This is a genomic window from Glutamicibacter sp. AGC84, assembly GCF_053543575.1.
The window spans coordinates 371,029-396,612 of the sequence record NZ_JBLVOC010000005.1 but is presented as its reverse complement, the minus strand read 5'-3'; the positions used below and the strand labels follow the sequence as shown (position 1 = coordinate 396,612).

30 protein-coding genes and 1 riboswitch are annotated in these 25,584 nt (G+C 60.9%); of the genes, 12 read left to right on the top strand and 18 right to left on the bottom strand.

Annotated features, from left to right (window positions below):
- Positions 1 to 67: 67 nt before the first annotated feature.
- A complete protein-coding gene (locus ACNPN0_RS03740; protein ID WP_448937692.1) occupies positions 68 to 925 on the bottom strand; it encodes a general stress protein in 858 nt (285 codons plus the stop codon).
- Between the two features lie 132 nt (positions 926 to 1,057).
- Between ACNPN0_RS03740 and ACNPN0_RS03735 the strand changes: the two genes are divergently transcribed.
- From ACNPN0_RS03735 to ACNPN0_RS03725, 3 genes are read left to right on the top strand one after another with little or no spacing between them, the layout of a single operon-like run.
- On the top strand, positions 1,058 to 2,308 hold the full coding sequence (locus ACNPN0_RS03735; protein WP_434692786.1) for a magnesium transporter MgtE N-terminal domain-containing protein: 1,251 nt from the start codon (positions 1,058 to 1,060) through the stop codon (positions 2,306 to 2,308).
- A 42-nt stretch (positions 2,309 to 2,350) separates the two neighbouring features.
- Positions 2,351 to 2,959, top strand: coding sequence for a DUF1003 domain-containing protein (locus tag ACNPN0_RS03730; protein ID WP_448937691.1), 609 nt, complete (start codon positions 2,351 to 2,353; stop codon positions 2,957 to 2,959).
- 3 nt (positions 2,960 to 2,962) lie between these two features.
- Positions 2,963 to 4,066: an Mrp/NBP35 family ATP-binding protein gene (locus tag ACNPN0_RS03725; protein WP_448937690.1), complete on the top strand. Its 1,104-nt coding sequence runs from the start codon at positions 2,963 to 2,965 to the stop codon at positions 4,064 to 4,066.
- Positions 4,067 to 4,078: 12 nt separating this feature from the next.
- On the opposite strand, the gene ACNPN0_RS03720 is transcribed toward ACNPN0_RS03725, so the two are convergent.
- Together ACNPN0_RS03720 and sigE are read right to left on the bottom strand one after the other, a co-directional pair.
- Entirely contained in the window at positions 4,079 to 4,483 is a 405-nt protein-coding gene (locus ACNPN0_RS03720) for a sec-independent translocase (RefSeq protein ID WP_434692791.1), read from the bottom strand.
- 77 nt (positions 4,484 to 4,560) lie between these two features.
- Positions 4,561 to 5,178 (bottom strand): RNA polymerase sigma factor SigE, encoded by a 618-nt coding sequence (sigE, locus tag ACNPN0_RS03715; protein ID WP_105657526.1) that lies wholly within the window; start codon positions 5,176 to 5,178, stop codon positions 4,561 to 4,563.
- A gap of 138 nt (positions 5,179 to 5,316) precedes the next feature.
- On the opposite strand from sigE, the gene ACNPN0_RS03710 reads away from it, so the two are divergent.
- Positions 5,317 to 5,982 carry an O-methyltransferase gene (locus ACNPN0_RS03710; RefSeq protein WP_105657527.1) on the top strand — a complete coding sequence of 222 codons (666 nt, stop codon included), beginning with the start codon at positions 5,317 to 5,319 and terminating at the stop codon, positions 5,980 to 5,982.
- Positions 5,983 to 6,078: 96 nt separating this feature from the next.
- On the opposite strand, the gene ACNPN0_RS03705 is transcribed toward ACNPN0_RS03710, so the two are convergent.
- The 3 genes from ACNPN0_RS03705 to ACNPN0_RS03695 form a co-directional block, all read right to left on the bottom strand.
- Complete coding sequence (locus tag ACNPN0_RS03705) at positions 6,079 to 6,246, bottom strand: DUF3117 domain-containing protein (RefSeq protein WP_013349509.1); 168 nt, start codon at positions 6,244 to 6,246, stop codon at positions 6,079 to 6,081.
- 123 nt (positions 6,247 to 6,369) lie between these two features.
- Positions 6,370 to 6,714, bottom strand: a complete 345-nt coding sequence (locus ACNPN0_RS03700) for a DivIVA domain-containing protein (RefSeq protein ID WP_105657528.1) — start codon at positions 6,712 to 6,714, stop codon at positions 6,370 to 6,372.
- Positions 6,715 to 6,717: 3 nt separating this feature from the next.
- Positions 6,718 to 7,503, bottom strand: coding sequence for a TIGR00730 family Rossman fold protein (locus ACNPN0_RS03695; RefSeq protein ID WP_434692795.1), 786 nt, complete (start codon positions 7,501 to 7,503; stop codon positions 6,718 to 6,720).
- A gap of 177 nt (positions 7,504 to 7,680) precedes the next feature.
- On the opposite strand from ACNPN0_RS03695, the gene ACNPN0_RS03690 reads away from it, so the two are divergent.
- From ACNPN0_RS03690 to ACNPN0_RS03675, 4 genes are all read left to right on the top strand, one after another.
- A complete protein-coding gene (locus ACNPN0_RS03690; RefSeq protein ID WP_448937700.1) occupies positions 7,681 to 8,412 on the top strand; it encodes an amino acid ABC transporter ATP-binding protein in 732 nt (243 codons plus the stop codon).
- Between the two features lie 31 nt (positions 8,413 to 8,443).
- Positions 8,444 to 9,274, top strand: coding sequence for a glutamate ABC transporter substrate-binding protein (locus tag ACNPN0_RS03685; protein WP_105657531.1), 831 nt, complete (start codon positions 8,444 to 8,446; stop codon positions 9,272 to 9,274).
- A gap of 139 nt (positions 9,275 to 9,413) precedes the next feature.
- Positions 9,414 to 10,091 (top strand): amino acid ABC transporter permease, encoded by a 678-nt coding sequence (locus ACNPN0_RS03680; protein WP_448937689.1) that lies wholly within the window; start codon positions 9,414 to 9,416, stop codon positions 10,089 to 10,091.
- Positions 10,088 to 10,990 carry an amino acid ABC transporter permease gene (locus tag ACNPN0_RS03675; RefSeq protein WP_448937688.1) on the top strand — a complete coding sequence of 301 codons (903 nt, stop codon included), beginning with the start codon at positions 10,088 to 10,090 and terminating at the stop codon, positions 10,988 to 10,990. The genes ACNPN0_RS03680 and ACNPN0_RS03675 overlap by 4 nt, the downstream gene beginning before the upstream one ends.
- Positions 10,991 to 11,080: 90 nt before the next feature.
- Here ACNPN0_RS03675 and dapE read toward each other — a convergent pair whose 3' ends face one another.
- Positions 11,081 to 12,157, bottom strand: a complete 1,077-nt coding sequence (gene dapE, locus ACNPN0_RS03670) for a succinyl-diaminopimelate desuccinylase (protein ID WP_448937687.1) — start codon at positions 12,155 to 12,157, stop codon at positions 11,081 to 11,083.
- An 82-nt stretch (positions 12,158 to 12,239) separates the two neighbouring features.
- Between dapE and dapD the strand changes: the two genes are divergently transcribed.
- Positions 12,240 to 13,193, top strand: coding sequence for a 2,3,4,5-tetrahydropyridine-2,6-dicarboxylate N-succinyltransferase (gene dapD / locus ACNPN0_RS03665; protein ID WP_105657535.1), 954 nt, complete (start codon positions 12,240 to 12,242; stop codon positions 13,191 to 13,193).
- 62 nt (positions 13,194 to 13,255) lie between these two features.
- Here the strand turns inward: dapD and ACNPN0_RS03660 are convergent, their stop codons facing one another.
- The 4 genes from ACNPN0_RS03660 to fdxA all read right to left on the bottom strand — a co-directional run bounded on the left by ACNPN0_RS03660 (position 13,256) and on the right by fdxA (position 16,843).
- On the bottom strand, positions 13,256 to 13,804 hold the full coding sequence (locus ACNPN0_RS03660; RefSeq protein ID WP_448937686.1) for a hypothetical protein: 549 nt from the start codon (positions 13,802 to 13,804) through the stop codon (positions 13,256 to 13,258).
- 202 nt (positions 13,805 to 14,006) lie between these two features.
- Complete coding sequence (locus tag ACNPN0_RS03655; protein ID WP_448937685.1) at positions 14,007 to 15,293, bottom strand: citrate synthase; 1,287 nt, start codon at positions 15,291 to 15,293, stop codon at positions 14,007 to 14,009.
- A gap of 98 nt (positions 15,294 to 15,391) precedes the next feature.
- Complete coding sequence (dapC, locus tag ACNPN0_RS03650; RefSeq protein WP_105657538.1) at positions 15,392 to 16,507, bottom strand: succinyldiaminopimelate transaminase; 1,116 nt, start codon at positions 16,505 to 16,507, stop codon at positions 15,392 to 15,394.
- A gap of 12 nt (positions 16,508 to 16,519) precedes the next feature.
- Complete coding sequence (gene fdxA / locus ACNPN0_RS03645) at positions 16,520 to 16,843, bottom strand: ferredoxin (protein ID WP_013349521.1); 324 nt, start codon at positions 16,841 to 16,843, stop codon at positions 16,520 to 16,522.
- Positions 16,844 to 17,058: 215 nt separating this feature from the next.
- Between fdxA and ACNPN0_RS03640 the strand changes: the two genes are divergently transcribed.
- Both ACNPN0_RS03640 and ACNPN0_RS03635 read left to right on the top strand, forming a co-directional pair.
- The gene (locus ACNPN0_RS03640) at positions 17,059 to 17,301 is read left to right on the top strand and encodes a putative acetyltransferase (RefSeq protein WP_448937684.1); all 243 of its coding nucleotides are present in this window, start codon (positions 17,059 to 17,061) and stop codon (positions 17,299 to 17,301) included.
- A gap of 124 nt (positions 17,302 to 17,425) precedes the next feature.
- The gene (locus tag ACNPN0_RS03635) at positions 17,426 to 17,935 is read left to right on the top strand and encodes a helix-turn-helix domain-containing protein (protein WP_105657540.1); all 510 of its coding nucleotides are present in this window, start codon (positions 17,426 to 17,428) and stop codon (positions 17,933 to 17,935) included.
- A gap of 63 nt (positions 17,936 to 17,998) precedes the next feature.
- On the opposite strand, the gene ACNPN0_RS03630 is transcribed toward ACNPN0_RS03635, so the two are convergent.
- From ACNPN0_RS03630 to thiO, 7 genes are all read right to left on the bottom strand, one after another.
- Positions 17,999 to 18,436: a hypothetical protein gene (locus ACNPN0_RS03630; protein ID WP_105657541.1), complete on the bottom strand. Its 438-nt coding sequence runs from the start codon at positions 18,434 to 18,436 to the stop codon at positions 17,999 to 18,001.
- Positions 18,417 to 20,324: a translational GTPase TypA gene (typA, locus tag ACNPN0_RS03625; protein ID WP_105657542.1), complete on the bottom strand. Its 1,908-nt coding sequence runs from the start codon at positions 20,322 to 20,324 to the stop codon at positions 18,417 to 18,419. Before typA ends, ACNPN0_RS03630 begins: the two co-directional genes overlap by 20 nt.
- Before the next feature lie 147 nt (positions 20,325 to 20,471).
- Complete coding sequence (locus ACNPN0_RS03620; protein ID WP_448937683.1) at positions 20,472 to 21,014, bottom strand: GNAT family N-acetyltransferase; 543 nt, start codon at positions 21,012 to 21,014, stop codon at positions 20,472 to 20,474.
- Between the two features lie 67 nt (positions 21,015 to 21,081).
- Positions 21,082 to 22,227 carry a molybdopterin-synthase adenylyltransferase MoeB gene (gene moeB / locus ACNPN0_RS03615; protein WP_448937682.1) on the bottom strand — a complete coding sequence of 382 codons (1,146 nt, stop codon included), beginning with the start codon at positions 22,225 to 22,227 and terminating at the stop codon, positions 21,082 to 21,084.
- Positions 22,224 to 23,045 (bottom strand): thiazole synthase, encoded by an 822-nt coding sequence (locus ACNPN0_RS03610; protein WP_332727127.1) that lies wholly within the window; start codon positions 23,043 to 23,045, stop codon positions 22,224 to 22,226. Before ACNPN0_RS03610 ends, moeB begins: the two co-directional genes overlap by 4 nt.
- 2 nt (positions 23,046 to 23,047) lie before the next feature.
- Positions 23,048 to 23,293, bottom strand: a complete 246-nt coding sequence (gene thiS / locus ACNPN0_RS03605) for a sulfur carrier protein ThiS (protein WP_105657546.1) — start codon at positions 23,291 to 23,293, stop codon at positions 23,048 to 23,050.
- A gap of 26 nt (positions 23,294 to 23,319) precedes the next feature.
- Complete coding sequence (gene thiO, locus ACNPN0_RS03600; RefSeq protein ID WP_448937681.1) at positions 23,320 to 24,417, bottom strand: glycine oxidase ThiO; 1,098 nt, start codon at positions 24,415 to 24,417, stop codon at positions 23,320 to 23,322.
- Positions 24,415 to 24,519, bottom strand: a riboswitch (TPP riboswitch). Its footprint overlaps the gene before it by 3 nt.
- Positions 24,520 to 24,529: 10 nt before the next feature.
- Here thiO and ACNPN0_RS03595 point away from each other — a divergent pair.
- Positions 24,530 to 25,558 (top strand): GNAT family N-acetyltransferase, encoded by a 1,029-nt coding sequence (locus tag ACNPN0_RS03595; protein WP_332498443.1) that lies wholly within the window; start codon positions 24,530 to 24,532, stop codon positions 25,556 to 25,558.
- Positions 25,559 to 25,584 lie beyond the last annotated feature (26 nt).

Below are 25,584 nucleotides of genomic sequence, written 5' to 3'. Positions count from 1 at the left end.
GAGCGAAAGGCATGGGCGCAGTTACCGAGGTAACTGCGCCCATGCCTTTCTTTGGCCTAGCTGGTCCCTATGCTTCAGGATCCTTGCGAGGCGCTGGTTCCTGGACCGGGGCCTGCGGCTGCTGCGAAGTATCCACTCGCGGCTCTACCTGCGACAGGTCCTGCGTGTCCTTGGCCTCGGCGGCCGGTGCTTGCGATTCGTCCTTGGCTGGCTGCTCGGCTGGCGCAACTGGCGCAGCTGGCTTGGCCTCGTTGACGCGCACGCCATAGCGGGGACGCCCATCTGGCAGGTCGGGGAACTGCGAGCTGCGCTCTTCCTCGGCAACCGGCTGCGCAGGCGTGGCCGGTACTGCAGCGGCTGCCTGGGCCGACGGTGCGGCAGCTGCAGCAGGCTGCTGCTGCGGGGCCTGGGCAACTGGTTGCGAGGGTGCCTGCTGCGGGCGCATGGGCAGCTTGGAGGCCAGCGTGCGGGCCGACTGCGCATGCTCAAAATCCACCACCACGTCAAAGCTGGTGGCAACGAACTGGCTGGAGGACGCGAAATCGCGCTTGCCGCGACGGGTCGAATAGCTGATCACGCCAGCGATCATCCAAATAGCCATGCCCAGGCCGATGGCGGAGAGAATCTGGTACAGCCCGTTGCCGCCACCGCCGAAGAGGGTCAGGAGCAGGCCGACAAACAGGCCCATCATGCCGCCCTGGGCCGCGCCAGCCAGCGCCACGCGCGGGTAGGAAAGTTTCGCGGTGACTCGCTCCACGGTGCGTACGTCATTGCCGACAATGCTTACCGCGGCGACCGGGAAATCATTATCGGCCAGGTAATCCACGAGCTTCTGTGCGTCGAGATAGCTGGTGTAACGTCCAAGCAGTTCTCCGCGCGGCAGGCCGCTGGTGCTAATCGAATTTACTCCATGAGGCGAGGTCATAACTATATTGTGCACAGGTTTACTGTGAGCCTGCCTAGTTGTGAAGCAACTATCGCTGAGGGTGAAAGAAACAGCACTGGCCCTGTGGCTTTGCACACCGGGAACGGGGCTGAAACGCGATAGTCTAGGAGGGTGAGCGCACAAGTGTCTAAAATCTTCGTCGCCCGGCTGCTCGGGCTTGATGTCTTTGACCCCTTGGGCGACCGCTTAGGCCGCTTGCGCGATGTCGTGGTGGTCTCCCGCGGCCCCAAGAAACCCGCCGCCTGCGTGGGCTTGGTCGTCGAGGTCCCCGGCAAACGTCGGGTGTTCGTTCCGATGACCCGCATCCAGTCCATGGAAGCCAACCAGGTGATCTGCAACGGCCTGGTGAACATGCGCCGGTTCCAGCAGCGCGGCCAGGAAATTCTGGTTGTCGCCGAAATGTTCGACCGCACCATCACCTTCGTTGATGGTTCCGGTCGCGGTGTCATCGAGGACATCGGTTTGGCGCAGACCCGTCGCGGGGACTGGGAAATCAACGAATACTATGTCCAGCGTGGAGAACCAACGGCCAATTTGCTGGGACTGCGTTCGCGCCGCCGCAACAAGGTGCTGGTTTCCTGGGACGAGGTCAGCCACGGTTCGAAGAATGAACCGCAGTCCGCTGACACCTTCGTGGCCGCCCACGATGAGATGAAGCCTGCCGACTTTGCTGACGCCCTGCATGAAATGAATGAGAAGCGCCGCCTGGAAATCGCGGCCCATCTGCAAGATGAGCGCCTGGCCGACGTGCTCCAGGAACTTCCGGACCGCGAGCAGGTGGAGATCCTTTCCGCCCTGGGCCTGGAACGTGCCGCGGACGTGCTTGAAGAAATGGACCCGGATGACGCGGCCGACCTTCTGGCTGAAGTCAGCGAAGAGACCAAGCACCAGCTGCTGGATCTGATGAACGAGGAAGAGGCCAAGGATGTCCGCCGCTTGCTCGCCTACCCGGAAGGTACCGCCGGGTCGATCATGACCCCGGTTCCGGTGATTCTCACCCCTGAATCCACGGTCGCTGAAGCCCTGGCCTCGGTGCGCCTGGAGGAATTGAGCCCGGCGCTTGCTTCGACCGTATATGTGGTGCGCCCGCCGCTGGAGACGCCCACGGGACGCTACCTGGGCCAAGTCCACATCCAGGCGCTGCTGCGTGCCGCTCCCCCGGAGCCGCTGGGCGATATCCTTGATACGGAGCTGGAGCCGATGTCGGACCTGTCCAACATCACCGAAGTGGTTCGCCATTTGGCCACCTACAACCTCACCAGCGTAGGCGTGACCAACAAGGAAGGCCGGCTTGTAGGGGCCATCACCGTGGATGACGTGCTGGACCATATCCTCCCGGATGACTGGCGTTCCCAAGACTAGCCAACGCCCCACCCACCCATCAGCAGCAAAGGAGTTCCAGCTATGGCTGAGCAGCGCAAGAGTAACGGCCTGGATACCCCGCTTGCAGCACGACAACGCTTCTGGCCCCGGTTCTTCCCGAACCCCGACCTCTTTGGTTCGGCCACGGAGAAGTTCGCCCGCTTCATGGGCACCCCGACCTTCCTGTTGTACATGACGGTGTTCTGCGCCTTCTGGCTGATCTGGAACTCGGTCGCCCCGATCAATTGGCGTTTTGACGATGCCACCATCGGCTTCACCGCGCTGACCTTGATGCTCTCCTTGCAGGCCTCCTACGCGGCTCCGTTGCTCCTGCTGGCGCAGAACCGCCAGGATGACCGCGACCGCGTCTCGCTGACCGAGGACCGCGCCCGCGCTGAACGCAATCTGTACGACACCGAGTACCTGACCCGCGAGCTGGCTTCCCTGCGCTTGGCACTGCGCGATGTTGCCACCCGCGACTACGTGCGTTCCGAACTGCGCAATGTGCTTGAAGAGCTGCTGGAAACCTCTGATGGCGAAGAGCTGCACCTGCGCGCGAAGAAAAAGGGCGGCAATAAGAATTCGCACCCGCAAACCGGGATGATCGAAACCGTCAAGCCCCAGCAGGGCCAGCACCGGAAGAGCAAATAAGCATTGAGCACCACGCCAGAACTCCTAGCCGCCCTCGCAAAGGTCAACGACCCGGAGCTTCGCCGGCCGATCACCGAATTGGGCATGGTGGAATCGGCTGTCCTGGCCGATGGCACCGCCAAGGTCAAGATCTTGCTGACCATCGCCGGTTGCCCGATGCGCTCCACCATCGAGGAAGAGGCCACCGCGGCCCTGCTGACCGTAGCAGCGGTGCAGCGCGTTGAGGTGAGCCTGGGCGTCATGGATCCGCAGCAGCGCGCGGAGCTGCGCGAGTCACTGGCCAGCCGCCGCACCCCGTTCTCCGATCCTGCTTCCCTGACCCGGGTGATCGCTGTGGCCAGCGGCAAGGGCGGCGTGGGCAAGTCGTCGATTACCGCGAATCTGGCCTGCCAGCTAGCCTCCCAGGGCTTGAAGGTCGGCCTGATCGACGCCGATGTCCATGGTTTCTCCATTCCCTCGCTGATGGGTATTTCGCAGAACCCCACCCGGGTTGATGACATGATCCTGCCGCCGGTGGCGCACGGAGTGAAGGTCATTTCCATTGGCATGTTCCTGGATTCCAACCAGCCGGTGATCTGGCGCGGCCCGATGCTGCACCGGGCCCTGGAGCAGTTCCTCTCGGATGTCTACTTCGGGGACCTGGACTACTTGTTCCTGGACCTGCCGCCAGGCACCGGGGACATGGCCATCTCCGTGTCCCAGCTGCTGCCCAATAGCGAGCTGCTGGTGGTCACGACCCCGCAGTCCACGGCTACCGAGGTTGCCGAACGCGCCGGCACCATCGCCTTGCAGACCCATCAGAAGGTGATCGGGGTGGTTGAGAACATGAGCTTCCTGCAGCTGCCCGACGGGTCGCGCATGGAGGTCTTCGGTTCCGGTGGCGGTGCCAAGCTCAGCGAATCGCTGAGCCAGCAGCTGGGCTACCCTGTTGGGATGCTGGCCCAGATTCCGCTGGAAGAGTCCGTACGCGTGGGTTCGGATCAGGGCCAGCCGGTAGTGCTCAGCACCCCGGGGGCACCGGCCGCGGCAGCGATGCGTGAATTGGCCGGGAAGTTGGAACAGCGACCGCGCGGGCTTGCCGGGCGATCGCTGCCGATGTCTTTCTGAGGACTTCTGGGCCTAGGTGGCTTCGGAGTCGAAGGGCGCCGGTTCATTGGCGCCCAGCTGCAACTGCTGCGTGGTAGCCGAAGGGACCGCGGTGCGCACCGGGGCTGGGGCCACGGTTTTGGCTGGAGAACCCTTTGCGGCATTCACGGCGTCGTCGAATTCATCGACAAGCGCCTCCTTGATGATTCGGCGTGGATCATACTGGCGCGGGTCCAGCTTCTTCCAGTCGATGTCGGCAACCTCGTCGCCTACTTCCTCGCGCAGCTGCTCCTTGGCGCCATTGGCCATGCGCCGCACTTCCTTGACCAGGTTCGCTAGCTTTTTGGCGTACTCGGGAAGCTTTTCGGGGCCCAGAATAACGACCGCCAGCACGGCGAGAACGATAAACTCGCCACCATTAATACCAAAAAGATCCACGTAAGAAGATTACCTTGTTCCGGTGCCACTCACGAAGTCACCGCGCCACGCCAACGGTGAACACGCGATGAACGGGGTTAGCTGGCGGCGCGCAAGCCTCGCGGGATGCGCGGCAACGACATGGTCTTGGCAGGGCGGTTGGCTGGATTGCGGTGAGCGAGCGCATCACGAAGCATGGCGCGGCCGCGGTGGATGCGAGAACGCACGGTCCCGAGCTTGACATCCAGGATGCGTGAGACTTCCTCGTAGGAGAAGCCTTCCATATCGCACAGGACAATAGCGGCACGGAACTCCGGCGACAACGCACGCAAGGCTTCTTGCACGTCGACATCCAAGTTGTTGAATTCGAAATAGCGTTCCGGGGTTACCGCGGTACCGGGCATCCGGTCTTCGGATCCCTCGGCGAAACGGTCGAAGCGGATCTTGCTCTTGCGCCGAGCCTGGTCCAGGAACAGGTTGGTGGTAATGCGGTGCAGCCACCCGCCCATGGTTCCGGGGGTGTAATTTTCCAAGGCTTTGAATGCGCGAACGAATGCCTCCTGCGAGAGGTCCTCGGCATCTTGGCGGTTACCAGTCAAACGGTAGGACAAACGGAAGACCCGTTGCCCATGTTCTTGGACCATCTGATCCCATGTCGGAGTCGTGGTTTCGGCAGTCACCGTAGAAGAAACTGTTTCACTTCGTGCATTGTTCACACTCCAAGTATGAAATGGGAAGCTGAGCTGAAGCTAAGAATACCCTGCGCGAGAACCTCCAAGTTCAACAACTTCAGGTAACGACGTAGGTACGATGGGAACTGGCCCCGCCAATTCAACCCTTGAGGACCTCCGCCGATGCCATCGATGAATCCAGAACTCTTCGCGAGCTGGACCTATACCCAGAACCACGTCAACGAACCAGAGCATGTCGCCCCGGTTCGCGAACGTGCGGAAGACCTGGGCGTGCGCTGCATCGATCAGGCCGGCCGCTCGATGCTGCAGATGCTCTGCACCCTGCGCCAGCCGCGCAATATCGTGGAGATCGGATCCGGTGTGGGTGTCGCATCGCTGGCGATGCTCGAGGTCATGGGCAACGCCATGACGTTGACTGCGATTGAATCGGATCTGGAGCACGCCAACGCGATGCGCCAGGGCCTGCGCGATTCAGGCATCCCCACGGCCCGCGCCCGCATTATCAATGAGCGCGCAGAGAACGTGCTCTCGCGCTTGGCCGACCACGCCTACGACCTGGTACTCATCGACGCCGGCGCTGAGCTGCTGCTCGAGTACGTGGCCGAGGCCAAGCGGCTGGTCGGAACCGGCGGGGTGATCATAGTGAACAACGCCTATGACGAGCATCGCCTGGCCAAGCCCGCGGTTCGCCGCCCCTCCACCGTCACGACCCGAGATGCGCTGCGCATGCTGCGCGAGGACCCGCGCTTGCAGACCCACCTGTTCCCTACCGAGCAGGGCCTGTTTGTGGCCACTGTCCTTCCTGCCAAGGCCGCGACCCGCCTCTAGCCGCTGATTTCGGGAAAGACAAAGGACCGACATTTCTGTCGGTCCTCGATTGCCGCACCAGCAACCCGTGCGGCCAAAGCTAGAACTTGGGCAGGCTTACTCAGTTACCTTGAGCAGGCACTCACGCAATTCGGTTGCCTCGTCGTTGTTCAACTCGACTACCAGTCGTCCGCCTCCGTCGATTGGCAGGCGCAAGATGAGGCTGCGGCCTTCCTTAGCGACTTCCATTGGTCCATCACCGGTGCGTGGCTTCATAGCAGCCATTAAGCTGTTCCCTTCGTCTGTGGCTAACGCATGCACTGGCGCTTGCCGTGCATACAACCGAATGCCTAGTCCATCCTCAGCAAGGATTCCCTGCTGAGTTGGGACACTTATCTTTTATTATTACTAATTTTCGCCCGTGTCGCTAATCACACGCCGTGACTCAAGGTCACGAACCGTATTCTCAAGCTCGGTAATTTCTGCCGCGAGGACATCGAGCACCTCATCCACCTGGTCGCAGCGGTAACCGCGCAAGCCCAAGGAGAAGCGAACTTTCTCCACATCTTCAGCGCGCGGATTCTTGGCCAGCAGCACCGGCGGCAACGAAGCCTGGTGCTCGACCAATCCCGTGATGGGCTCCCCGGTGGATTCGAAGTGGCGACCTGCCGGTACATTCTTCCGCTGGCTGGACAGCAGCAGCGCAACAGCACCCACCAGCAATACTGCGATGGCAACAAGGAGGAACGGCATCGCCTACTGCCCCTTCGCCAGGTCGCCGACCTTCAGGTTTTCTTCATGCGCACGCAGCACCAGATCCACCGCTTCATCAGGATCATCGGTGATAGTGAACAAGTCCAGATCACCGGGGGAAATGGTGCCTTCAGCAACGAGCGTCTTGGTCATCCAGTCCACCAAGCCGCCCCAGTATTCGGTGCCCACGAGCACAATCGGGAAGCTGGTGATCTTCTTGGTCTGGACCAAGGTCAACGCTTCGAACAGTTCGTCCAGAGTGCCAAACCCCCCGGGCAGCACGATGAAGCCCTGCGAGTACTTCACGAACATCGTCTTGCGCACGAAGAAGTAGCGGAAGTTCAGGCCCTTGTTGACCCAGGCATTCAGCCCGGTTTCAAAAGGCAGCTCAATGCCCAGGCCTACGGAAACGCCGTCCTTGTCAGCAGCTCCCTTGTTGGCCGCTTCCATGGCGCCGGGGCCGCCACCGGTGATGGTAGTGATGCCTTCCTCGGCCAAGCGGCTGCCGACACGCTGGGCGATCGCATAGTACGGGCTGCCCGGATCCGTGCGCGCGGAACCGAAAACCGCGATGGCAGGACCGGTGCCGGCCATATTTCCAAAGCCGGAGACGAATTCCGATTGGATACGCAACACGCGCCACACGTCGCTATGCGTGACATCGACCTGCGGGCTTTCCAGAAGATGGTGGTCAAGCTGATCTTCCGGTTGCTTACCTGGCCAGCTCGCTTCGATGTGGCGCTTTTGCCCGACCCGGGCATTTTCTTCACTCTTACGCTGATGAACCATAACTTCACTCTATCGGTTACTCCTGCGCATCTTCGGATGTGACCTACCGCTGATTGGAGAACAGTTTGATAACAACTAGGTGTGACATGGTCGACGGGTCGCGTAGTCGCCGTCACATCAAGTAATGTCTACAACATGAAAAGCGATCATCAGGCTCAAGCTTCTTCTGAAGGCCCTATCGTCCAGCTGACTGGGGTCAATAAGCACTACGGTGCGCTGCATGTGCTCAACGGCATCAATCTCGAAGTGACCAAGGGCGAGGTCGTTGTGATCCTCGGCCCGTCGGGCTCGGGCAAGTCCACGCTGTGCCGCGCCATCAACCGACTGGAAACCATCGACGAAGGCACCATCAAGATTGATGGCAAGACCCTTCCCGAAGAGGGCAAGGCACTGGCCAATCTCCGGGCCGATGTCGGCATGGTCTTCCAGTCCTTCAACCTCTTTGCCCACAAGTCGATCTTGGAGAACGTGACCCTCGGTCCGATGAAGGTCAAGGGCATGAAGAAGGACCAGGCCAATAAATTGGCGATGCAGCTGCTAGAGCGTGTGGGCGTGGCCAATCAGGCCGGCAAACTGCCCGCACAGCTTTCTGGCGGCCAGCAGCAGCGTGTGGCGATCGCCCGCGCACTGGCCATGAAGCCGAAGGTGATGCTCTTCGACGAGCCAACCAGTGCCCTGGACCCGGAAATGATCAACGAGGTCCTGGACACCATGGTGGGTCTTGCCAAGGAAGGCATGACCATGCTCGTGGTCACCCACGAGATGGGCTTCGCCCGCAAGGCGGCGGACCGCGTGATCTTCATGGCCGACGGCCAGATCGTCGAGCAGGCCACCCCGGAGGAATTCTTCACCAACCCCAAATCCGACCGTGCCAAGGATTTCCTTGGCAAGTTGATCACCAACCACTAATTTCATCATCACGCATCCAATAGGAGGAACAATGCGCAAGACTCGTTTCGGCACTGTAGCCGCAATGGCCGCCGTCGCAGCCCTGGCCCTGACTTCATGTGGCGGCTCCGGCGACAGCGAAGCCGACGGCGACAAGATCCGCATCGGCATCAAGTACGACCAGCCGGGACTCGGCTTCAAGGACGGCGATAACTACACCGGTTTCGACGTTGACGTCGCCAAGTACGTAGCCAGCGAACTGGGCTACACCGAGGACAAGATCGAATTCATTTCGGCACCGTCGGCCAACCGCGAGACCATGCTGCAGAACAACCAGGTTGACATGATCTTCGCAACCTACTCGATCACCGATGAGCGCAACAAGGTTGTCGACTTCGCTGGTCCATACTTTGTCGCCGGCCAGGACCTGCTGGTTCCATCCGACTCGGATATCGCCGGCCCAGAGGACCTGGATGGCAAGAACCTGTGCTCGGTCACCGGTTCCACCTCGGCCCAGAAGGTCAAGGACAACTACGCCCAGAACACCAACCTGCAGGAGCTTCCGGGCTATGCAGAGTGCACCACCCAGATGAGTGGCGGCACCATTGACGCGGTTACCACCGATGACATCATCCTTGCCGGCCTGGCTGCGCAGCCTGCCTACAAGGGCAAGTTCAAGGTTGTCGGCGCGCCATTCACCGAAGAGAACTACGGCGTGGGCCTGCCTGATGGCACCGACAAGTGCGGCGACATCAATGCGGCAATCACCAAGATGATCGAGTCCGGCGAGTGGCAGAAGGCCCTGGACAAGAACACCGAAGGCACCGGTTACAAGCCGAACGCTGAAACCAACCCGCCAACCCTTTCGGATTCCTGCGCCTAGCAGCATCTGATGCGATGGGGGCCAAACGCAGCGTGTTTGGCCCCCATCTGCAATCTGCGTTTCCCAGGTACCAGCTAATGCAGGTACCGGACCCATAGCCGCTTGGCCGGTTTTCCGGCCATCGAGACAGAGGCTTGCAGTGGAGAATTACTTATCCATATTCACTGAGTACGACATTCCCGGAGCTTTCTGGGTCAATATCCAACTAACTTTCTGGGCTGCCATTGGCTCCCTCGTGCTGGGCACCATCTTGGCCTTGCTGCGCATCTCCCCCGTGGGGAGCTTCCAGGCCCTGGGCACCAGCTACGTCAACCTGATTCGCAATACCCCGCTGACCATCATCATCCTGTTCTGCGTGCTGGCCCTCTACGGCCAGCTCGGATTCGTGCTCAGCAGCGATTTCCAGGGAAACTTCTTCCGCCTCGCCGTCCTTGGCCTTGCGGTTTACCACGCGGCGTTCGTGTGCGAAGCGATCCGCTCTGGCGTGAACACGGTTCCCCTGGGACAGGCAGAAGCTGCTCGCGCCATCGGCCTGAGCTTCTTGCCCGCAGCGCGTTTGGTGATTCTGCCGCAGGCCTTCCGCGGCGCGATTGTCCCCTTGGGCAACACCTTGATCGCCTTGATCAAGAACTCCACCGTCGCAGCGGTCGGTTCGGTTGCCACGGAATCCTCCTCGGTCATGAAGACCATGATTGAGTTCCGCGCAGATATCGTGATCCCGATCTTCTTGACCTTCGCGGTGGGCTTCGTGATCATCGTCATTCCGGTGGGCCTGCTGACTACTTGGGCTTCTAAGAAACTGGCGGTGGCACGATGAGCGCGTCGATTCTTTTTGATACTCCCGGGCCAAAGGCCCGCCGCCGCATCTTGGCGGTAAACATAGTCGGCGCCTTGATTGCCTTGGGCATCGTGGCGTGGATCGTCCTCGGCCTGGCCGCCAAGGACCAGATGCAGCCTTCGCAATGGGATGACTTCATCGAAGGCAGCACCTGGAAGAACTACCTGCTTCCGGGCTTGTGGAACACCACCAAGGCAGCGGTCCTGGGCATCATCGGCTCGGTGATCTTCGGCCTGATCTTCGGTGTCGGCCGCTTGGCGCAGAATAAGCTGATCAACGGAATCTCCACCGTGATCGTCGAATTCTTCCGCGCGGTACCAGTGCTGCTGATGATCGTGTTCTTCAACGTCTTCTTCTCCCGTTCCCTGCAGCTGTCAGGTGATACGGCGATGTGGGCCGTGGTCGCGGCACTGATCTTCTACAACGGCTCGGTCGTTGCGGAGCTGGTCCGTTCAGGCGTGCACAATCTGCCCAAGGGACAGCGCGAGGCAGGCATAGCGATCGGCCTGACCCGTGGCATGTCGCTGCGCCACATCGAGATTCCGCAGGCGCTGGTCGCCATGCTGCCGGCGTTGATCGGCCAGTTCGTTGTGATCTTGAAGGACTCGGCTTTGGGCTACATCATCAGCTTCAACGAGTTGCTGTTCTTCGCCCGCACCTACTCCTCGCCTAACGGCAACGTCCTGCAGGCGCTGATTGTGGCGGCAGCCATCTTCATCATCATCAATTTCACCTTGAGCAAGATTGCCGTGATTGTCTCGCGCCGGCTGAGCAGCCGGGTGAAGAAGGAGAAGAATGCCCCGGCCGCAGCCATAGTCGGCGCCCCAGCCGGCCTCGACGTGCCAGCGCCACAAGATCCTTCCGATCCCAAGGCCTAGCAGCTGAAACAAAAAATCTCCGTACCGCATGATTCACGCGGTACGGAGATTTTTTGTCTCTTCAAAGAGCTGATCATCCCAGCCTCTGCGCTAGCCCATCCAAGTGCGCAGGGTCTGCAGGCAATCGCGAATGGCCTGCTGCGGCACATGCTCATCATCGCTGTGCGCCAGCAGCGCATCGCCCGGGCCGAAGTTCACGGCAGAGATGCCCAGAGCAGAGAAGCGGGAAACATCGGTCCATCCGTATTTCGGCTTCGGTTCCTGGCCCAGTACCTTGATCAGGTCTGCGGCGATCTCCTGGTCCAAACCGGGTTTGGCGCCATCAGCGCCATCGGTGCGTTCAATGTCGAAGCCGTCGAAAAGCTCAAGGACCACGGCTTCAGCTTGGGCCAGTGTCTTGTCCGGAGCGAAGCGGTAGTTCACTTCCACCTCGCAGTAATCGGGAATCACGTTGCCGGCAATGCCGCCGGCAACACGGACCGCGTTCATGCCTTCACGGTAGTCCAAGCCTTCAACGGTGATGGTCCGGGGCTGGTAGGCAGCCAACCGCTGCAGGATCTCCCCCGCATCGTGGATCGCGTTATGCCCCATCCATGCACGTCCCGAGTGGGCTGCCTTGCCGCGGGTGCGGATGACGAAGCGGCTGGTTCCGTTGCAGCCGCCTTCGACGGTGCCGTCGGTCGGTTCCAGCAGGATCGCGAAGTCGGCCTCCAGGAGTTCCGGGCTGTTCTTGGCCAGGCGGCCCAGACCGGATTTGGCTGCTTCGACTTCCTCGTGGTCGTAGAAGACGTAGGTGATATCGTATTTGGCCTCGGTTAGTTCTGCAGCCAGCGCAAGCTGCACGGCGACCCCGCCTTTCATGTCTGTGGCACCACGGCCATAGAGCACCCCGTCGATGACTTCTGCGGGCACGGTGCCCTTGGCGCCCTCGGTGCGCGGCAAAGGCACGGTATCGAGGTGCCCGGCCAGCACGACGCGGCGTTCGCGGCCGAAGTTGGTGCGCGCTACGATGGCGTCCTGGTCCCGGTGCACCTCAAGGTGCGCCAGCTTCCGCAGCGCCTGGTGCACCTTGTCGGCCAGCTCTTGCTCGTTGCCGGAAACGGATTCAATGTTCATGATCTGCTCGGTAAGCAGGGCAACGTCTTGCTGCAGGTCCAATTCGTTCACGGCTGGCTACGTCCTGAGTCTCTAGCTTCACTTTTTTGTCATTTATCAACGTTACTCCGGGCAACAAAGATACGATCAGTGTATGACTTCAGAATCTGTGACATCCAGCGAATCATCTGTCCGTTTAGCCTCAGCCCATGGCCTGGCAACGGTCGCATCCGATGGAACGATCCTTGATGTTTGGTACCCGGCTCCAGTCTTGGGCGAACTCGCCAAGGCTGAAGGGCTCTCCGGTGAACTCGCTGCCGCCGCGCAGGACGATGCAGCCCGCGGCACCACCCAGAAGGTCGTTTCACTGACCATTAATCTTGATGTAGCACCAGCTGACACCGCCGATGTGTGGCTGCGCCTGCACCTGCTCTCGCATCGTCTGGTCCAACCGAACAGCATCAACCTCGACGGCATCTTCGGCCACCTCGCCAATGTCGTGTGGACCAACTTCGGGCCTTGCCAGGTAGAGGGCTTCGAGGTGACGCGCTTGAAGCTGCGCGCCCGTGGAGCGGTCACCGTGTACGGCGTGGACAAGTTCCCGCGCATGGTCGACTACGTGGTCCCAGCCGGCGTGCGCATTGCCGACGCTGGCCGCGTGCGCCTCGGCGCCCACCTGGCCGAAGGCACCACCGTCATGCATGAAGGATTCGTCAATTTCAACGCCGGCACCTTGGGCACTTCGATGGTGGAAGGCCGCGTGTCCGCTTCGGTCGTTGTCGGCGATGGTTCGGATGTCGGCGGCGGCGCCTCGATCATGGGCACCCTCTCCGGTGGCGGCAAGGAGCGCATTGTCATTGGCGAACGCGTACTGCTGGGCGCCAACGCCGGTGTAGGCATTTCCATCGGTGACGACTCGGTGGTGGAAGCTGGCCTGTACGTGACCGCCGGCACCCGAGTGGTTCTGGGCGAGAAGCAGGTCAAGGCGCTGGAGCTTTCCGGCGTGCCGAACCTGCTCTTCCGCCGCAATTCGATCACCGGCGCCGTTGAGGCGTTGCCGCGCGCCGGCCAGACCGTAGAGCTGAACAGCGCACTGCACGCCAACTAGTTCTTGCCCTGCAATCCAACTGGCAGATCACGGAAGTGATCTGCCAGTTTTTTATTGCTCGGCTATCCGCCGGGGAAGATGATGGTCACCATCGGCTGGATGAAGCCGTGGAAGGCCTTGGAGTCGCGTAGCAGCGACGTACTGGCCACGATGGTAGCTGTGCCGGTCAGCCATGCCCTGGGCTCGTCCAGGGGCACGTCAATGAGCTGGATTTCCTGGCGGGTGGATTGCATGCCGTGCTCCACCCCGTGGTCGATGAGGATTCTTTCCAGCTCATCCATGCGGTGCGGCACGTACTTGCCACTGTTTTCTGCGAAGTCCTGGGCATGCTGCTGGGCAAAAACCGTGGCCTGGCCGTAGTGCGCGCGGGCCAGCCGGGCCAGTGCCGGGTAGCCGTCGTCTTGAAGCCGTTCAATCAGTGCATCGCTGGCCGCCGGTTCCTTGGCCGGCGCTATTGCGGTCAGCGAATCCCACCAGGAGCTCCATTCCTGCTTGAGCTGTCCATGCGAGTCGTCGATCTTGTTGCGGTTCTTGATATTGGAAGCCAGCCGGCTATTGGGTCCGGCCTCCGTAGGGTGGACGCCTGACAGTTCGCGCAGGTACAACGCCATCAGCATATTCTGATTGGTATTTATGGCTAGCGACCAATTATTTCCACGACGTTGGTACATGCATACCACCTGACTCTTCGGCACACTTGTCGTTCCCTCTGCCTCATAGGATACTCCCGAAGTACCGCTTAAAACAGGGAAGGACCTGTCGCCCCACTTGCGTGGGAAGACAGGTCCTTCCGCCGGGATCCGGAAACTCGCCCTAGGCCTGGTAGCCGGGGTAGTCGCGAGCGGTTTCACCCATGTACAGCTGGCGTGGGCGGCCGATCTTCAGCTCAGGGTCCTTGATCATTTCGCGCCACTGTGCGATCCAGCCTGGCAGACGGCCGATGGCGAACAGCACGGTGAACATCTTCTCCGGGAAGCCCATGGCGGTGTAGATCAAGCCGGTGTAGAAGTCCACGTTCGGGTAGAGCTTGCGCGAGATGAAGTACTCATCGTTCAGCGCAGTCTCTTCCAGCTTCATCGCGATCTCAAGCAGCTCGTTCTTGCCCTGCTTTGCCAGCAGGTCGTGAGCGGTCTTCTTGATGATCTTGGCGCGTGGATCGTAGTTCTTGTACACACGGTGGCCGAAGCCCATCAGGCGTACGCCGTCTTCCTTGTTCTTGACCTTCTGCATGAAGTCTTCTGGGGAGATGCCGGAGGACTGGATCTCGCGCAGCATCTTCAGCACGGCTTCGTTGGCGCCGCCGTGGGCTGGGCCCGACAGTGCATGGATGCCGGCAGAAACCGAAGCGAACATGTTGGCTTCGGAGGAACCGACCAGGCGCACGGTGGAGGTGGAGCAGTTCTGCTCGTGGTCAGCGTGCAGGATCAGCAGCAAGTCGAGGGCCTTGACCACATCCGGATCCGCAAGGTAAGGCTCGGCAGCGGTGCCGAAGCACAGGCGCAGGAAGTTCTCGACCATGTTCATCGAGTTGTCCGGGTACAGCAATGCCTGGCCGATGGACTTCTTGTGCGCGTACGCAGCCAATACCGGCAGCTTTGCCAGCAGGCGCAGGGTCGAACGCTCAACCTGTGCGTCATCCTTCGGATCCAGCGAATCCTGGTACCAGGTCGACAGGGCCGAAACAGCCGAGGACAATACCGGCATCGGGTGCGCGTCGCGCGGGAAGCCGCCGAAGAAGCCCTTGAGCTCTTCGTGCAGCAGGGTGTGGCGGCGCAGCGAATTGTCGAACTCGGCCAGCTGGTCAGCAGTCGGCAGTTCGCCGTAGATCAGCAGGTAGGTTACCTCGATGAAGCTGGACTTCTCGGCCAGCTGCTCGATTGGGTAACCGCGGTAGCGCAGGATGCCCGCGTCGCCGTCGATGTAGGTAATCGCGGACTTGGTAGCCGCGGTGTTCATGAAGCCGGGATCGTAGGTCACGTTCCCGGTAGTCTTCAAAAGTGGGGCTACGCCAAATCCGTCATTGCCCTCTGCTGCCTGAATTACTGGCAGATCGAGGTTGGATTCTCCAAAGTGTAGCTGTGCAGATGTGGTATCTGTCATTGCATCTCCTAACCGGAAAGCGTGTAGTTCCGAAAGGTCAGTCGTCACCGTAGAACATACCGCGATTTGACCCATTCAAGCTAATTAGGGTGTCATCTTCACCGGTTGGCGGAAGAATTCAACCGTTCAACGGCAGCCGCGATCCGCTCATCGGAGGCGGTCAAGGCCACGCGTACATGGCGTTCCCCCGCGGTGCCGTAGAAGACGCCAGGACCGGCAACGATGCCCAGTTCCGCCAGCGCCCCGATGGTTTCGAAGCTTGGCCGCCCAGCGGTGCACCACAGGTACAGTCCTGCCACCGAATCGTCGATGGCCAGGCCGAAGTTCTCCAGCGCTGGCCGCAGCATGGCCCGGCGTGCCCGGTACAGCTCGCGCTGCGCCGCAACATGCTCGTCGTCATTCAATGCCACCACCATGGCGTGCTGGATTGGACCGGGCACGATCATGCCCGCATGCTTGCGGCTGTTGACCAGAGTTGGCATCAGGTTCGGGGCGCCGGCAACGAAAGCGGCGCGGTATCCGGCGAGGTTCGACTGCTTGGACAGCGAGTACAGGGCGAACAGGTCATCGAGGTTTCCTCCGTTGACCGCCGGGTCCAGGATGCTTGGCACCTGGCCCTCGTATTCATCCCATCCCAGTTCGGCGTAGCACTCATCGGAGGCCACGACGGCACCCATTTCACGCGCCTGGGCCACGATGCTTGCCAGCTCGGCGGTAGCACGGACCTTGCCGGTCGGGTTGCCTGGCGAGTTGACCCAGATGAGCTTCACGCGTTCACGCTGCTCAGCAGTCAAATCCGAAAGGTCGTCGGTGGCGATGGGGGTCGCGCCGACCAGCTGGGCGCCGATGTCATAGGTGGGGTAGGCGATCTCTGGACGGACCACGATGTCGCCGGCACCCAGACCCAGGAACAGCGGCAGCCATGCCACCATTTCCTTGGAGCCGACCGTTGGCATGACATCATCGGTGCTCAAACCGGTGACATTGCGGCGACGGGCGAACCAGTCGACGATGGCTTGGCGAACTTCAATGGTGCCGTGCGTGGTCGGGTATCCGTGCGAGTTCGCCGCCTCGGCCAGCGCCTGCTGGATCAGCTGCGGCGTGCCATCGATCGGCGTGCCGATCGACAGGTCCACGACTCCCCCCGGATGCGTGGATGCTTGCTCGCGGTATGGTGCAAGCTGGTTCCAGGGGTAATCGGGGAGCTCAAGCATAAAAGTGAAAACCTAGCCTTGGTTCTGTGGTGGCAAGGCGCTGATCAGTGGGTGGTCAGTGCCGGTGTTACCAATTTTAGCGGCGCCGCCCGGGGATCCAAGTTCGTCGAAAAAGTCGACGTTTGCCTTGTAATAGTCGGCCCATTCATCCGGCACGTCATCTTCGTAGTAGATGGCTTCAACGGGGCAGACAGGTTCGCAGGCGCCGCAGTCAACGCATTCATCCGGGTGAATGTAGAGCGAGCGCTCACCTTCATAGATACAATCTACCGGGCACTCTTCGACGCACGCCTTGTCTTTAACGTCGACGCACGGCTGAGCGATGATGTAAGTCACGAGGGCCGAGACCTTTCCTTGCACTGGGTGGTTTCAACAGGAGCTAGTGGTCTTCCTCAGATGCTCTTTGAATCCTTTACCAGCTCAAACTACAGTCTAGTCCTGATACCCATGCATCGGACCGCCCATTGGCTCGCTGTGACGTAATCGACCATTCACATTTCAGCTTCCCGGGGTCCAGATGAATTCTTCTTACGAAAAGATGACGTTTCCAAATGCTTAATTTCAGTGATGTGACGCACGGTGAACGGCTTGTTGTCCGCTACCGCTTGGCCGACGGACGGGCCGGTGAGCATTTTTCCGATGCACTGGGCGAGCTGCAGGAAGTGACGGAGGAATCGGTGAGCATCCAAACCCGGGCTGAACTGGTATGCATCCCCCGCACGGCGATCACTCACGCCAAGCGGGTACCGCCGGCTCCGGCGCGCCGCAGGCCCCGTGCCCCTCGCGCCGAGTAGCAGCCTGCAAGCCGCGCAATTTTCCTGCTTCCATGGGTTGCTGCCGCGGCACACCCATACCGCTTGGGACGACATGTGATTTGAAACTGCCAATCACTCAGCGCTTTTCGCGTATGCTGTTTCCATGCCCTCCGATAAACTTGTCCAATCGCGAGCACGAGCCCTCAGCTCCCCGCTGAGGCTTCGCATCTTGCGCTTGTGCCTCCATGAGTCACGAACGAACAAGGAAATTGCGGACATTCTCGATTTGAATCCCGCCACCTCCTTGCATCACGTGCGAACCCTGGTCAGCAACGGTTACCTCGCGGCAGAAGAATCACGCCGAGGCAACCGTGGCGCCAAAGAAGTGCCCTACCGCAGCACCAAGCAGTCCTGGGGCACGCGCATTCCCGACGCGGCCCCCATGCTGGTGGACACCTTCCTGCAGGAAATCGAGGGACTTGATCCCCAGGAGATACAGGTAATCCGCTTGGGCCTGAAGCTCAATGAAGAAAGCCAGAAGGATCTCATGAGCCGGCTGCGCGCTGTGATCGAGGACTACGCGATGCGTGATCCGGATCCAGATGGCGTTGCCACCTCGTTGTTCTTGGCCCACCACCTGGATATCACCGGCAATGCGCGCAAAGACCAGTAGCCTGCTTTTCGCCTAATTAAACACAGAAGGAGCTCTTCCCAGTGGGAAGAGCTCCTTCTGTTTTCAGTTCTGGCGTTGTTGCTTGCGCAGCACTCGCAAGGAGCACAGCAGGGCAATCACCGATGGAATAACCATTCCATACATCCACAAGGCCGAGGCCAGCGTTGGCCCGGGCAGGTACTTGTAGTACTCCATGCCCAAGATCAGCTGGTCATCGCCCACATAGGAAATCAGGCCAACGGTCACATAGCAACCGATGAACCCCAGCGCACCGGCCCACAGCTTCGATGAAGAAACCGCAGCCCAGTACACCAGAACTCCGAGCAGGAGCCAGGCCAGACCCACACCCCAAACCAGCGGGATGTCGTTTCCGACATAGCTGATGGAGGCGTGGATTGCGGTCCCGAATAATCCTGCTGCCACGGCAGCAACAACACCGCGCCAGAGCGCGGAGAAGTTGCTGCCGAGGGATTTGCGCTTATTAGGAGCGAGCGCGTGCACGGGTAGCCTTGGCACGGTCGTTGGCGTTCAGCAGAACCTTGCGGATGCGGATGGCTTCCGGGGTAACCTCAACGCACTCGTCTTCGCGAGCGAATTCGAGCGACTCTTCCAGAGTCAAGTTACGTGGTGGGGTCAGGTTCTCGAACGAGTCCGAGGAAGCAGCACGCATGTTGGTGAGCTTCTTTTCCTTGGTGATGTTCACGTCCATGTCGTCGGCGCGGGAGTTCTCGCCGACGATCATGCCCTCGTAAACCTCTTCGGTTGGCTTCACGAAGAAGTTCATGCGCTCCTGCAGGTTGATCATCGCGAATGGAGTCACAACGCCTGAACGGTCGGCAACGATCGAACCGTTGATGCGGTATTCGATTGGGCCTGCCCATGGCTCGTAGCCTTCAGCCAGCGAAGCAGCAATGCCGGCGCCGCGGGTTTCGGTCATGAAGCGGGTACGGAAGCCGATCAGGCCACGTGCTGGAACCATGAACTCCATGCGAACCCAGCCGGTGCCGTGGTTAGCCATGTCGGTCATGCGGCCCTTGCGCGATGCCATCAGCTGGGTGATAGCACCCAGGTACTCTTCAGGCACGTCGATGGTCATGCGTTCCATTGGCTCGTGAACCTTGCCGTCAACCATCTTGGTAACAACCTGTGGCTTGCCAACGGTCAGCTCGAAGCCTTCACGGCGCATCTGCTCAACGAGGATGGCCAGTGCCAATTCGCCACGGCCCTGGACTTCCCAAGCATCTGGACGCTCGGTAGGCAGGATGTTCAGCGAAACGTTGCCGATCAGTTCCTTGTCCAGGCGATCCTTGACCTGTCGTGCGGTGACCTTGGCGCCCTTGACCTTGCCAGCCAGTGGCGAGGTGTTGATACCGATGGTCATCGAGATCGCAGGTGGATCAACGGTGATCAGCGGCAGCGGCTTAGGGTTCTCAAGGTCGGTGAGGGTCTCGCCGATCATGATGTCTTCGATACCGGCAACTGCAACGATCTCGCCTGGACCAGCTTCGTCAGCTGGAACGCGGGTCAGGCCCTGGGTGGCCAGCAGTTCGGTGATCTTGACCTGCTTCATGGTGCCATCCTGGCGAGCCCAGTTAACCTGCTGGCCCTTGCGCAAGGTGCCGTTGATCATGCGCAGCAGCGCCAGGCGGCCAAGGAATGGCGAAGCGTCAAGGTTGGTGACGTGGGCCTGCAGGACTTCACCTTCGGTGTAGGTCGGTGCAGGAACGTGCTTGATGATGGTCTCGAACAGTGGCTCAAGATCTTCGTTGTCCGGCAGGGTGCCATCGCCAGGCTGGTTCATCGAAGCGTAGCCGGCCTTGCCCGAGGCGAAGACGACAGGAACGTTCAAGATTGCGTCCAGGTCCAGATCCGGAGCTTCGTCAGCCAAGTCCGAAGCCAAGCCCAGCAGCAGGTCCATGGAGTCGGAGATGACGCCATCGATGCGGGAGTCGGGACGGTCGGTCTTGTTGACCACGATGATCACTGGCAGGTTGGCGCTCAATGCCTTGCGCAGCACAAAGCGGGTCTGCGGGAGCGGGCCCTCGGATGCGTCAACGAGCAGAACCACGCCGTCAACCATGGACAGGCCGCGTTCCACCTCGCCACCGAAGTCGGCGTGGCCTGGGGTGTCAATGACGTTGATGGTCATCTTCTTGCCCTCGGCTGCTGGGCCGTTGTAGAACACGGTGGTGTTCTTAGCAAGAATGGTGATGCCCTTCTCGCGTTCCAGCTCACCTGAGTCCATCACGCGATCTTCGGTTTCACCATGGCTGTCGAATGCGCCAGTCTGCTGGAGCATGGCGTTGACGAGGGTGGTCTTGCCGTGGTCAACGTGCGCAACGATGGCTACATTGCGAAGTTCATCGCGAGTAATGGTGTTTGCTGACATGCGTGAAGGCTCACTTCCGCTCGAAAATTTGGGTCTGTGGAGTCGGGGCCAAAGTCGACCCAACAATCCAGTTTACGCGCTCGAGACTCATAGTCTGTTGATCTGTGTCAGAACATACAGGAATTTCATGTATCTGTCGCAAAGAATTCAGCGGATTGACCGCGTTGGCATCCAAAAACGCAGCTTGCTAGGCCCAAAGTTGACTTCAATTTCCGGGAGTTCAGCGTCCAGCAAGCCGCCGCATTTTTCTATGGTGGATTTTGAACCGATGTTATCGGAATCACAGGTAACCAGCGCATGTTCAATTCCTGATTCGCGAAGTTCCTGCAACCCGAATTTGCACAGTTCCTGTGCCACACCACGGCGACGATACTCGGGAACTACACCATAGCCGATATGTCCGCCGACCTGAAACAGGCTCTCGTTGATTTCATATCTGACGGAAACCCGGCCAACCAGGTCCCCCTCGTCAAAGGCGGCGAACAGCGCCGAGCGAACCCAGCCTTCTGGAATGTGTTCGCCTCGGCGCCCTGCCTTCATCCGGTAGATATAGTCCTCCCAGTCCTCGGCTGCAGACCAAGTCGGCAAGAACTCGAAGTCTTCGCAAAGCATCAAGTGGTGGGCGTCGATTGCCTGCTGTTCGTCCTGGCTATCCAATTCACGGATCTCCAGCGTCTTTCCCAACGTCATAGCGCCAGTATGCCAGAACGCCTCCACCTCCCACCGGTGAATTGCGCGCCAAAGATGCGCCTGATCCCTAGTAGGCCACCTGCTGGCCCCGCACTTGCCTGGCCCATTCCACGGTTCCGCCGCTAAGGCTGTAGACCGCAATGCCTGCATCCCGACCGGACATGGTGATCCGCGCCGCCTGCTGCGAACGGGCACCGGTTTTGCACACGAATACGACCGCCGAAGCGCTGTGCGCGAGCTTTCCCAGACCCCGTTCTTTGAGCTGCGCGAGCGGAAGGTGCTGGCTGTGCGGGATCGCTATGATGTCGCGTTCCCAGGATTCGCGCACATCCACCAGCAATACCGGTTCATCCGCTTCCAGCTCCGCTAGCTGCTGAACCGTGAGCTCCGGGACATGCCCGTCGACAGCGCAGGAAACCGGCTGGTACTCCCCCAGCCCGGTCACCGGCTCACGTTGCGGATCCCTAGCGAATTCGAGGGTCCGCACACTGGCTTCCAGCGCATCATAGAGCCAGAGCTTGCCGCTCAGTGTGGTCCCGATTCCGGTAATGAGCTTCAGGGCTTCGGCGCACATCACCGAACCGATAACGCCGCACAGTGCGCCGAAGACTCCTCCTTCGGCGCAGCTGGGCACGGAGTCCGCGTCGGGGATTTCAGGAAAAAGATCACGCAGCATCGGGCCGGTGCGCGGATCGAAGACGGACACCTGCCCGGAGAACTGGAAGAGGGTTCCCCACACCAGCGGGGTGCCGGTGATTTCCGCGGCATCATTGGACAGGTACCGCGTGGCAAAGTTGTCGCTGCCGTCGATGACCAAGTCGTATTCACTGAAAAGCGCCACGGCGTTGCATTCATCCAGCTTTTCATCCACGGTGATGATCTGGACGTTCCGGTTCTGCTCGTGGGCCATCCGCCGCACCGAATCCACTTTCAGGCGCCCTGCATCCTGTTGCCGGTGCATGGTTTGTCGTTGCAGATTGGACAGTTCGACGGTGTCATCGTCGATGACCCCGAGGGTGCCGATTCCCGCAGCGACCAGGTAGCTGGCAATGGGACTGCCCAGGCCCCCGGCTCCGATAACCAGCACCTTGGCGTTGGCGATGCGGCGTTGCCCTTCTTCTCCCACCCCGGGCAGGGACAAGTGCCGGGAGTAGCGCGCCAGCTCTTCCGGTTCCAGCTCCGCGCCGGGCGCTACCAGGGCTTCCCGGCTCACGAGAAGTCACCGACCAGGGTTTGCATCATGCCTTCGGCCGGTGAGGAGGCCAGTGCGGTATCGCGGCGCGGGATCCGGCCAGCGAGCCGCGCGGCGCGCCCGGCACGCACGGCATCCTTCATTGCCCTGGCCATGAGCGGCGCGTTGTGCGCCCGGGTCACCGCGCTGGCCAGCAGCACCGCGTCGCAGCCGAGCTCCATGGCCAGGGCCGCATCCGAGGCAGTGCCCACCCCGGCGTCAAGGATCACCGGTACCTGCGCGCGGGAGACGATGGTGGAAATATTGTGCGGATTCAGGATCCCCAGGCCCGAGCCGATCGGCGCTCCGGCCGGCATGATTGCCGCAACCCCGGCGTCCTGCAGGCGCTGGGCAAGTGCCGGATCGTCATTGGTGTAGGCGAAGACCTGGAACCCGTCGGCCACTAGTTGCTCGGTGGCCGCATGCAGTTCCAGCGGGTCAGGCAGCAGCGTGTGCTCATCGGCAATGACTTCGAGCTTGATCCAATTGGTTTCCAGAGCTTCACGGGCCAGGTGCGCGGTGAGGATCGCATCGCGGGCGGTGAAGCATCCAGCGGTGTTGGGCAGCGCAATCACGTTGTTGCGCTGCAGCAGTTCATACACGTTGCCTGCGCCGGCCGCCGAAAAGTGGCGGATGGCCACGGTGGTCAGCTCCGTTCCGGAGGCCTGCAGGGCGCTTTCCAGGGTGGTCAGCGAACTCGCTCCCCCGGTGCCGAGGATCAAGCGCGAGGACAAGGTGCGTCCGGCGATCTGGAATGGGTCGCTGTGGATGTCCAGCTCGGTGATGTTGCGCGTTTCCATGCCTAGCCTCCCTGGGCCGCGGTAACGAGTTCAATGCTGTGCCCTTCGGCCAGCAGGTAGCTATTCCAGGCGCTGCGTGGAACGACAGCGCCATTGACGGCGGCGGCAACTCCGAGCTTGCTGCCGTCAGCGGCCACCGAGTTGGCGTCCAGTTCCTTGCCGATTTGCGTGCTGATGAATTCGCGAAGGGTGGTTCCTTCGTCCAGGTTCAGTTGCCGTGAATTGAAATTGATGCCGATGCTTGTCATGGTTGCTGCTCCGTTCGGTGAGCGGTCTAGGTTGCGTTGGCAAAGCGGTGGGGATCCACAGCCTGGTGCAAGGGGTGGGATTGGTGGCCGTGGGCGAGATCCGCAGTGAGCGTTGCGCCCAGCGGAGCCAGCAGCACGCCGTGCCGGGAGTACCCGGTGCAGAGCAGCAGCCCTGGATCAAGGCGTCCCAGCAGCGGCCGGTCATCTGGCGTGGCGGGACGTGCCCGGGCCGTTGCTTCGTTCAGCGTGCAGTCGCTGATGCCGGGGACAAGCTTTCTCGCGTTGTCCAACAGCAGGTGCATCGCGCCAATGTTCACCGCTTGTTGCCGGTCTTCACGGACGCTGGCGCCAAGGACGAGGCTACCGTCCCTTCTCGGCACCAGATACACCTGTTTCCGGTGCACGATGCCGCGGATGGTGCGGGTGATGAGCGGCGGGCCTGCTGGTCCCTGGATCCGGAGGATGTCCCCGTAGACCGGGCGCAGCGGAAGTTCGTTCAAGCCATCGAGGGTGCCAAGACCGGTGGCCACGATGGTCTGCTCCGCTTCGAGGATTCGGCCCGATGCGGTCCGCACAGCGGTGGTCCGCTTCCCGTCGGTCACCAGTGCCTGCGCCCGTTCCTCGACCAGGTGCGGACGCAGATGCTCCAACAGGATCTTGACGATGGATCGAGGGTCGACCTGGTGGTCATCTTGGCACAGGACCGCGCCAGCAATATTGGCGGCCAAGGCTGGTTCGAGCTTGCGGGCTTGGCTGGGCAGCAGCTTTTGCGCTGACAGGCCGAGGGATATCTGCAGTTCGGCCAGCTCGTGCAGGGCTTCGCGGTCCGCAGGCTCTGCGGCGACAACGAGCGTGGAGTTCTGCAAGTAGTCCGGGCGTTGCCCGGTGGCCGATGCGATGCGCTCGATGAACTGCGGATAGGCGGCATTCGAGGCGGCAAGCAGCTGGTGCAACGGGCCATTGCCCCGGACCGTTTCAGCTGCCGGGGCCAGCATTCCTGCTGCCGCGTAGCTTGCACCTTGGCCGGGTGCCGGATCGATGAGGGTGACGGTGTGTGCGCGTGATTCCAGCTCGAACGCGACGGCCAGGCCGATTATCCCGGCGCCAACAATGTTGACATGCACAAGGGCACGCTTCCTTCCTACGGCGGCATGACCCGCATCAGGTGTAGCGGTCGGCTCGGTGCCCTCTCAGCCTGGTCGATTCAGGCTCCCGCGGATTACAGCGATTATAAGCATGATGCAGCTCATAAAGTCGAACTTCATTGAACGCAGTTCCGTCATCTTCTGTGATGTACTTGCTGACATGGCATTCCATGACTTCCCTATCGTGCTTCCCCAAGGTTCTGCGCTATCCAGCACCATCATCTCGTTGGAGCAAGAACTCTTGGAATCCAGCCAACGCCATAGCCAGGAGCAATTGCAGCGGCGCTTGCATCCTCGGTTCGCCGAGGTGGGAGCCAGCGGGCGAGTCTATGATCGCGAGGCCATCATTGCCCAGCTGGCCCGGGAGCCGGCACGGGATGCCGGGGCGTTGAAAGTCGAAAGCCCGGTGGCTCTCCAGCTTTCAGACCAGCTGGTGCTGCTGCGCTGGAAGCTGCTCGCCGGTTCCCCCAGCGAACGCAGTTCACTGTGGATCCATGAGCAGGGCCGCTGGCAGCTGCTCTTCCACCAGGGCACGGCCGCCGCTCATCCGCAGCCATCTGCAGGACCGAAGGAAACCGTGCATGCCGACGGTGAATTCACGGTGCGCCGGCTGCGCCTTTCGGATGCCGAAGCGGTCTTCGAGGCATTCTCCTCGAACCCCGACATGTTGCGCCAAGGCGACGCCGATTCCCCGCAAAAGGCTGAGTCGTATGTGCGCGCACTGCTGGAGGCCGGGGAACGCCAGCAGGCGATGGCCGTCGCATATCGGGATCGGCTGGTGGGACTGGTGTGCGGTACGGTCGACCCGGCCAATCGGAACGCGTGGATTTGGTATTGGATGAACCAGAATTACCGGGGCCGGTCGCTGGCCACCCGCGCCGTGGCAACCTTGGTGGATTACCTGTTCGACGAGCTGGGACTGTACCGCTTGGAGCTGGGCTTGCGGGCAAATAATCCCGGGTCGAAGCATGTGGCAGAAAGCAACGGCTTCCTGCACGAAGGTGTCGAGCGGGGCAAATTCCTGGTTGCCGGAGAACGCATCGATGTGCACACCTACGCGCGGTTGCGTACCGATGGCGGCTCTGCGGTCATGCCCTTGCCGTGGGGCACGCAGCAGTAGCTTGGCGGGCATCAAAAAAGTCGCGG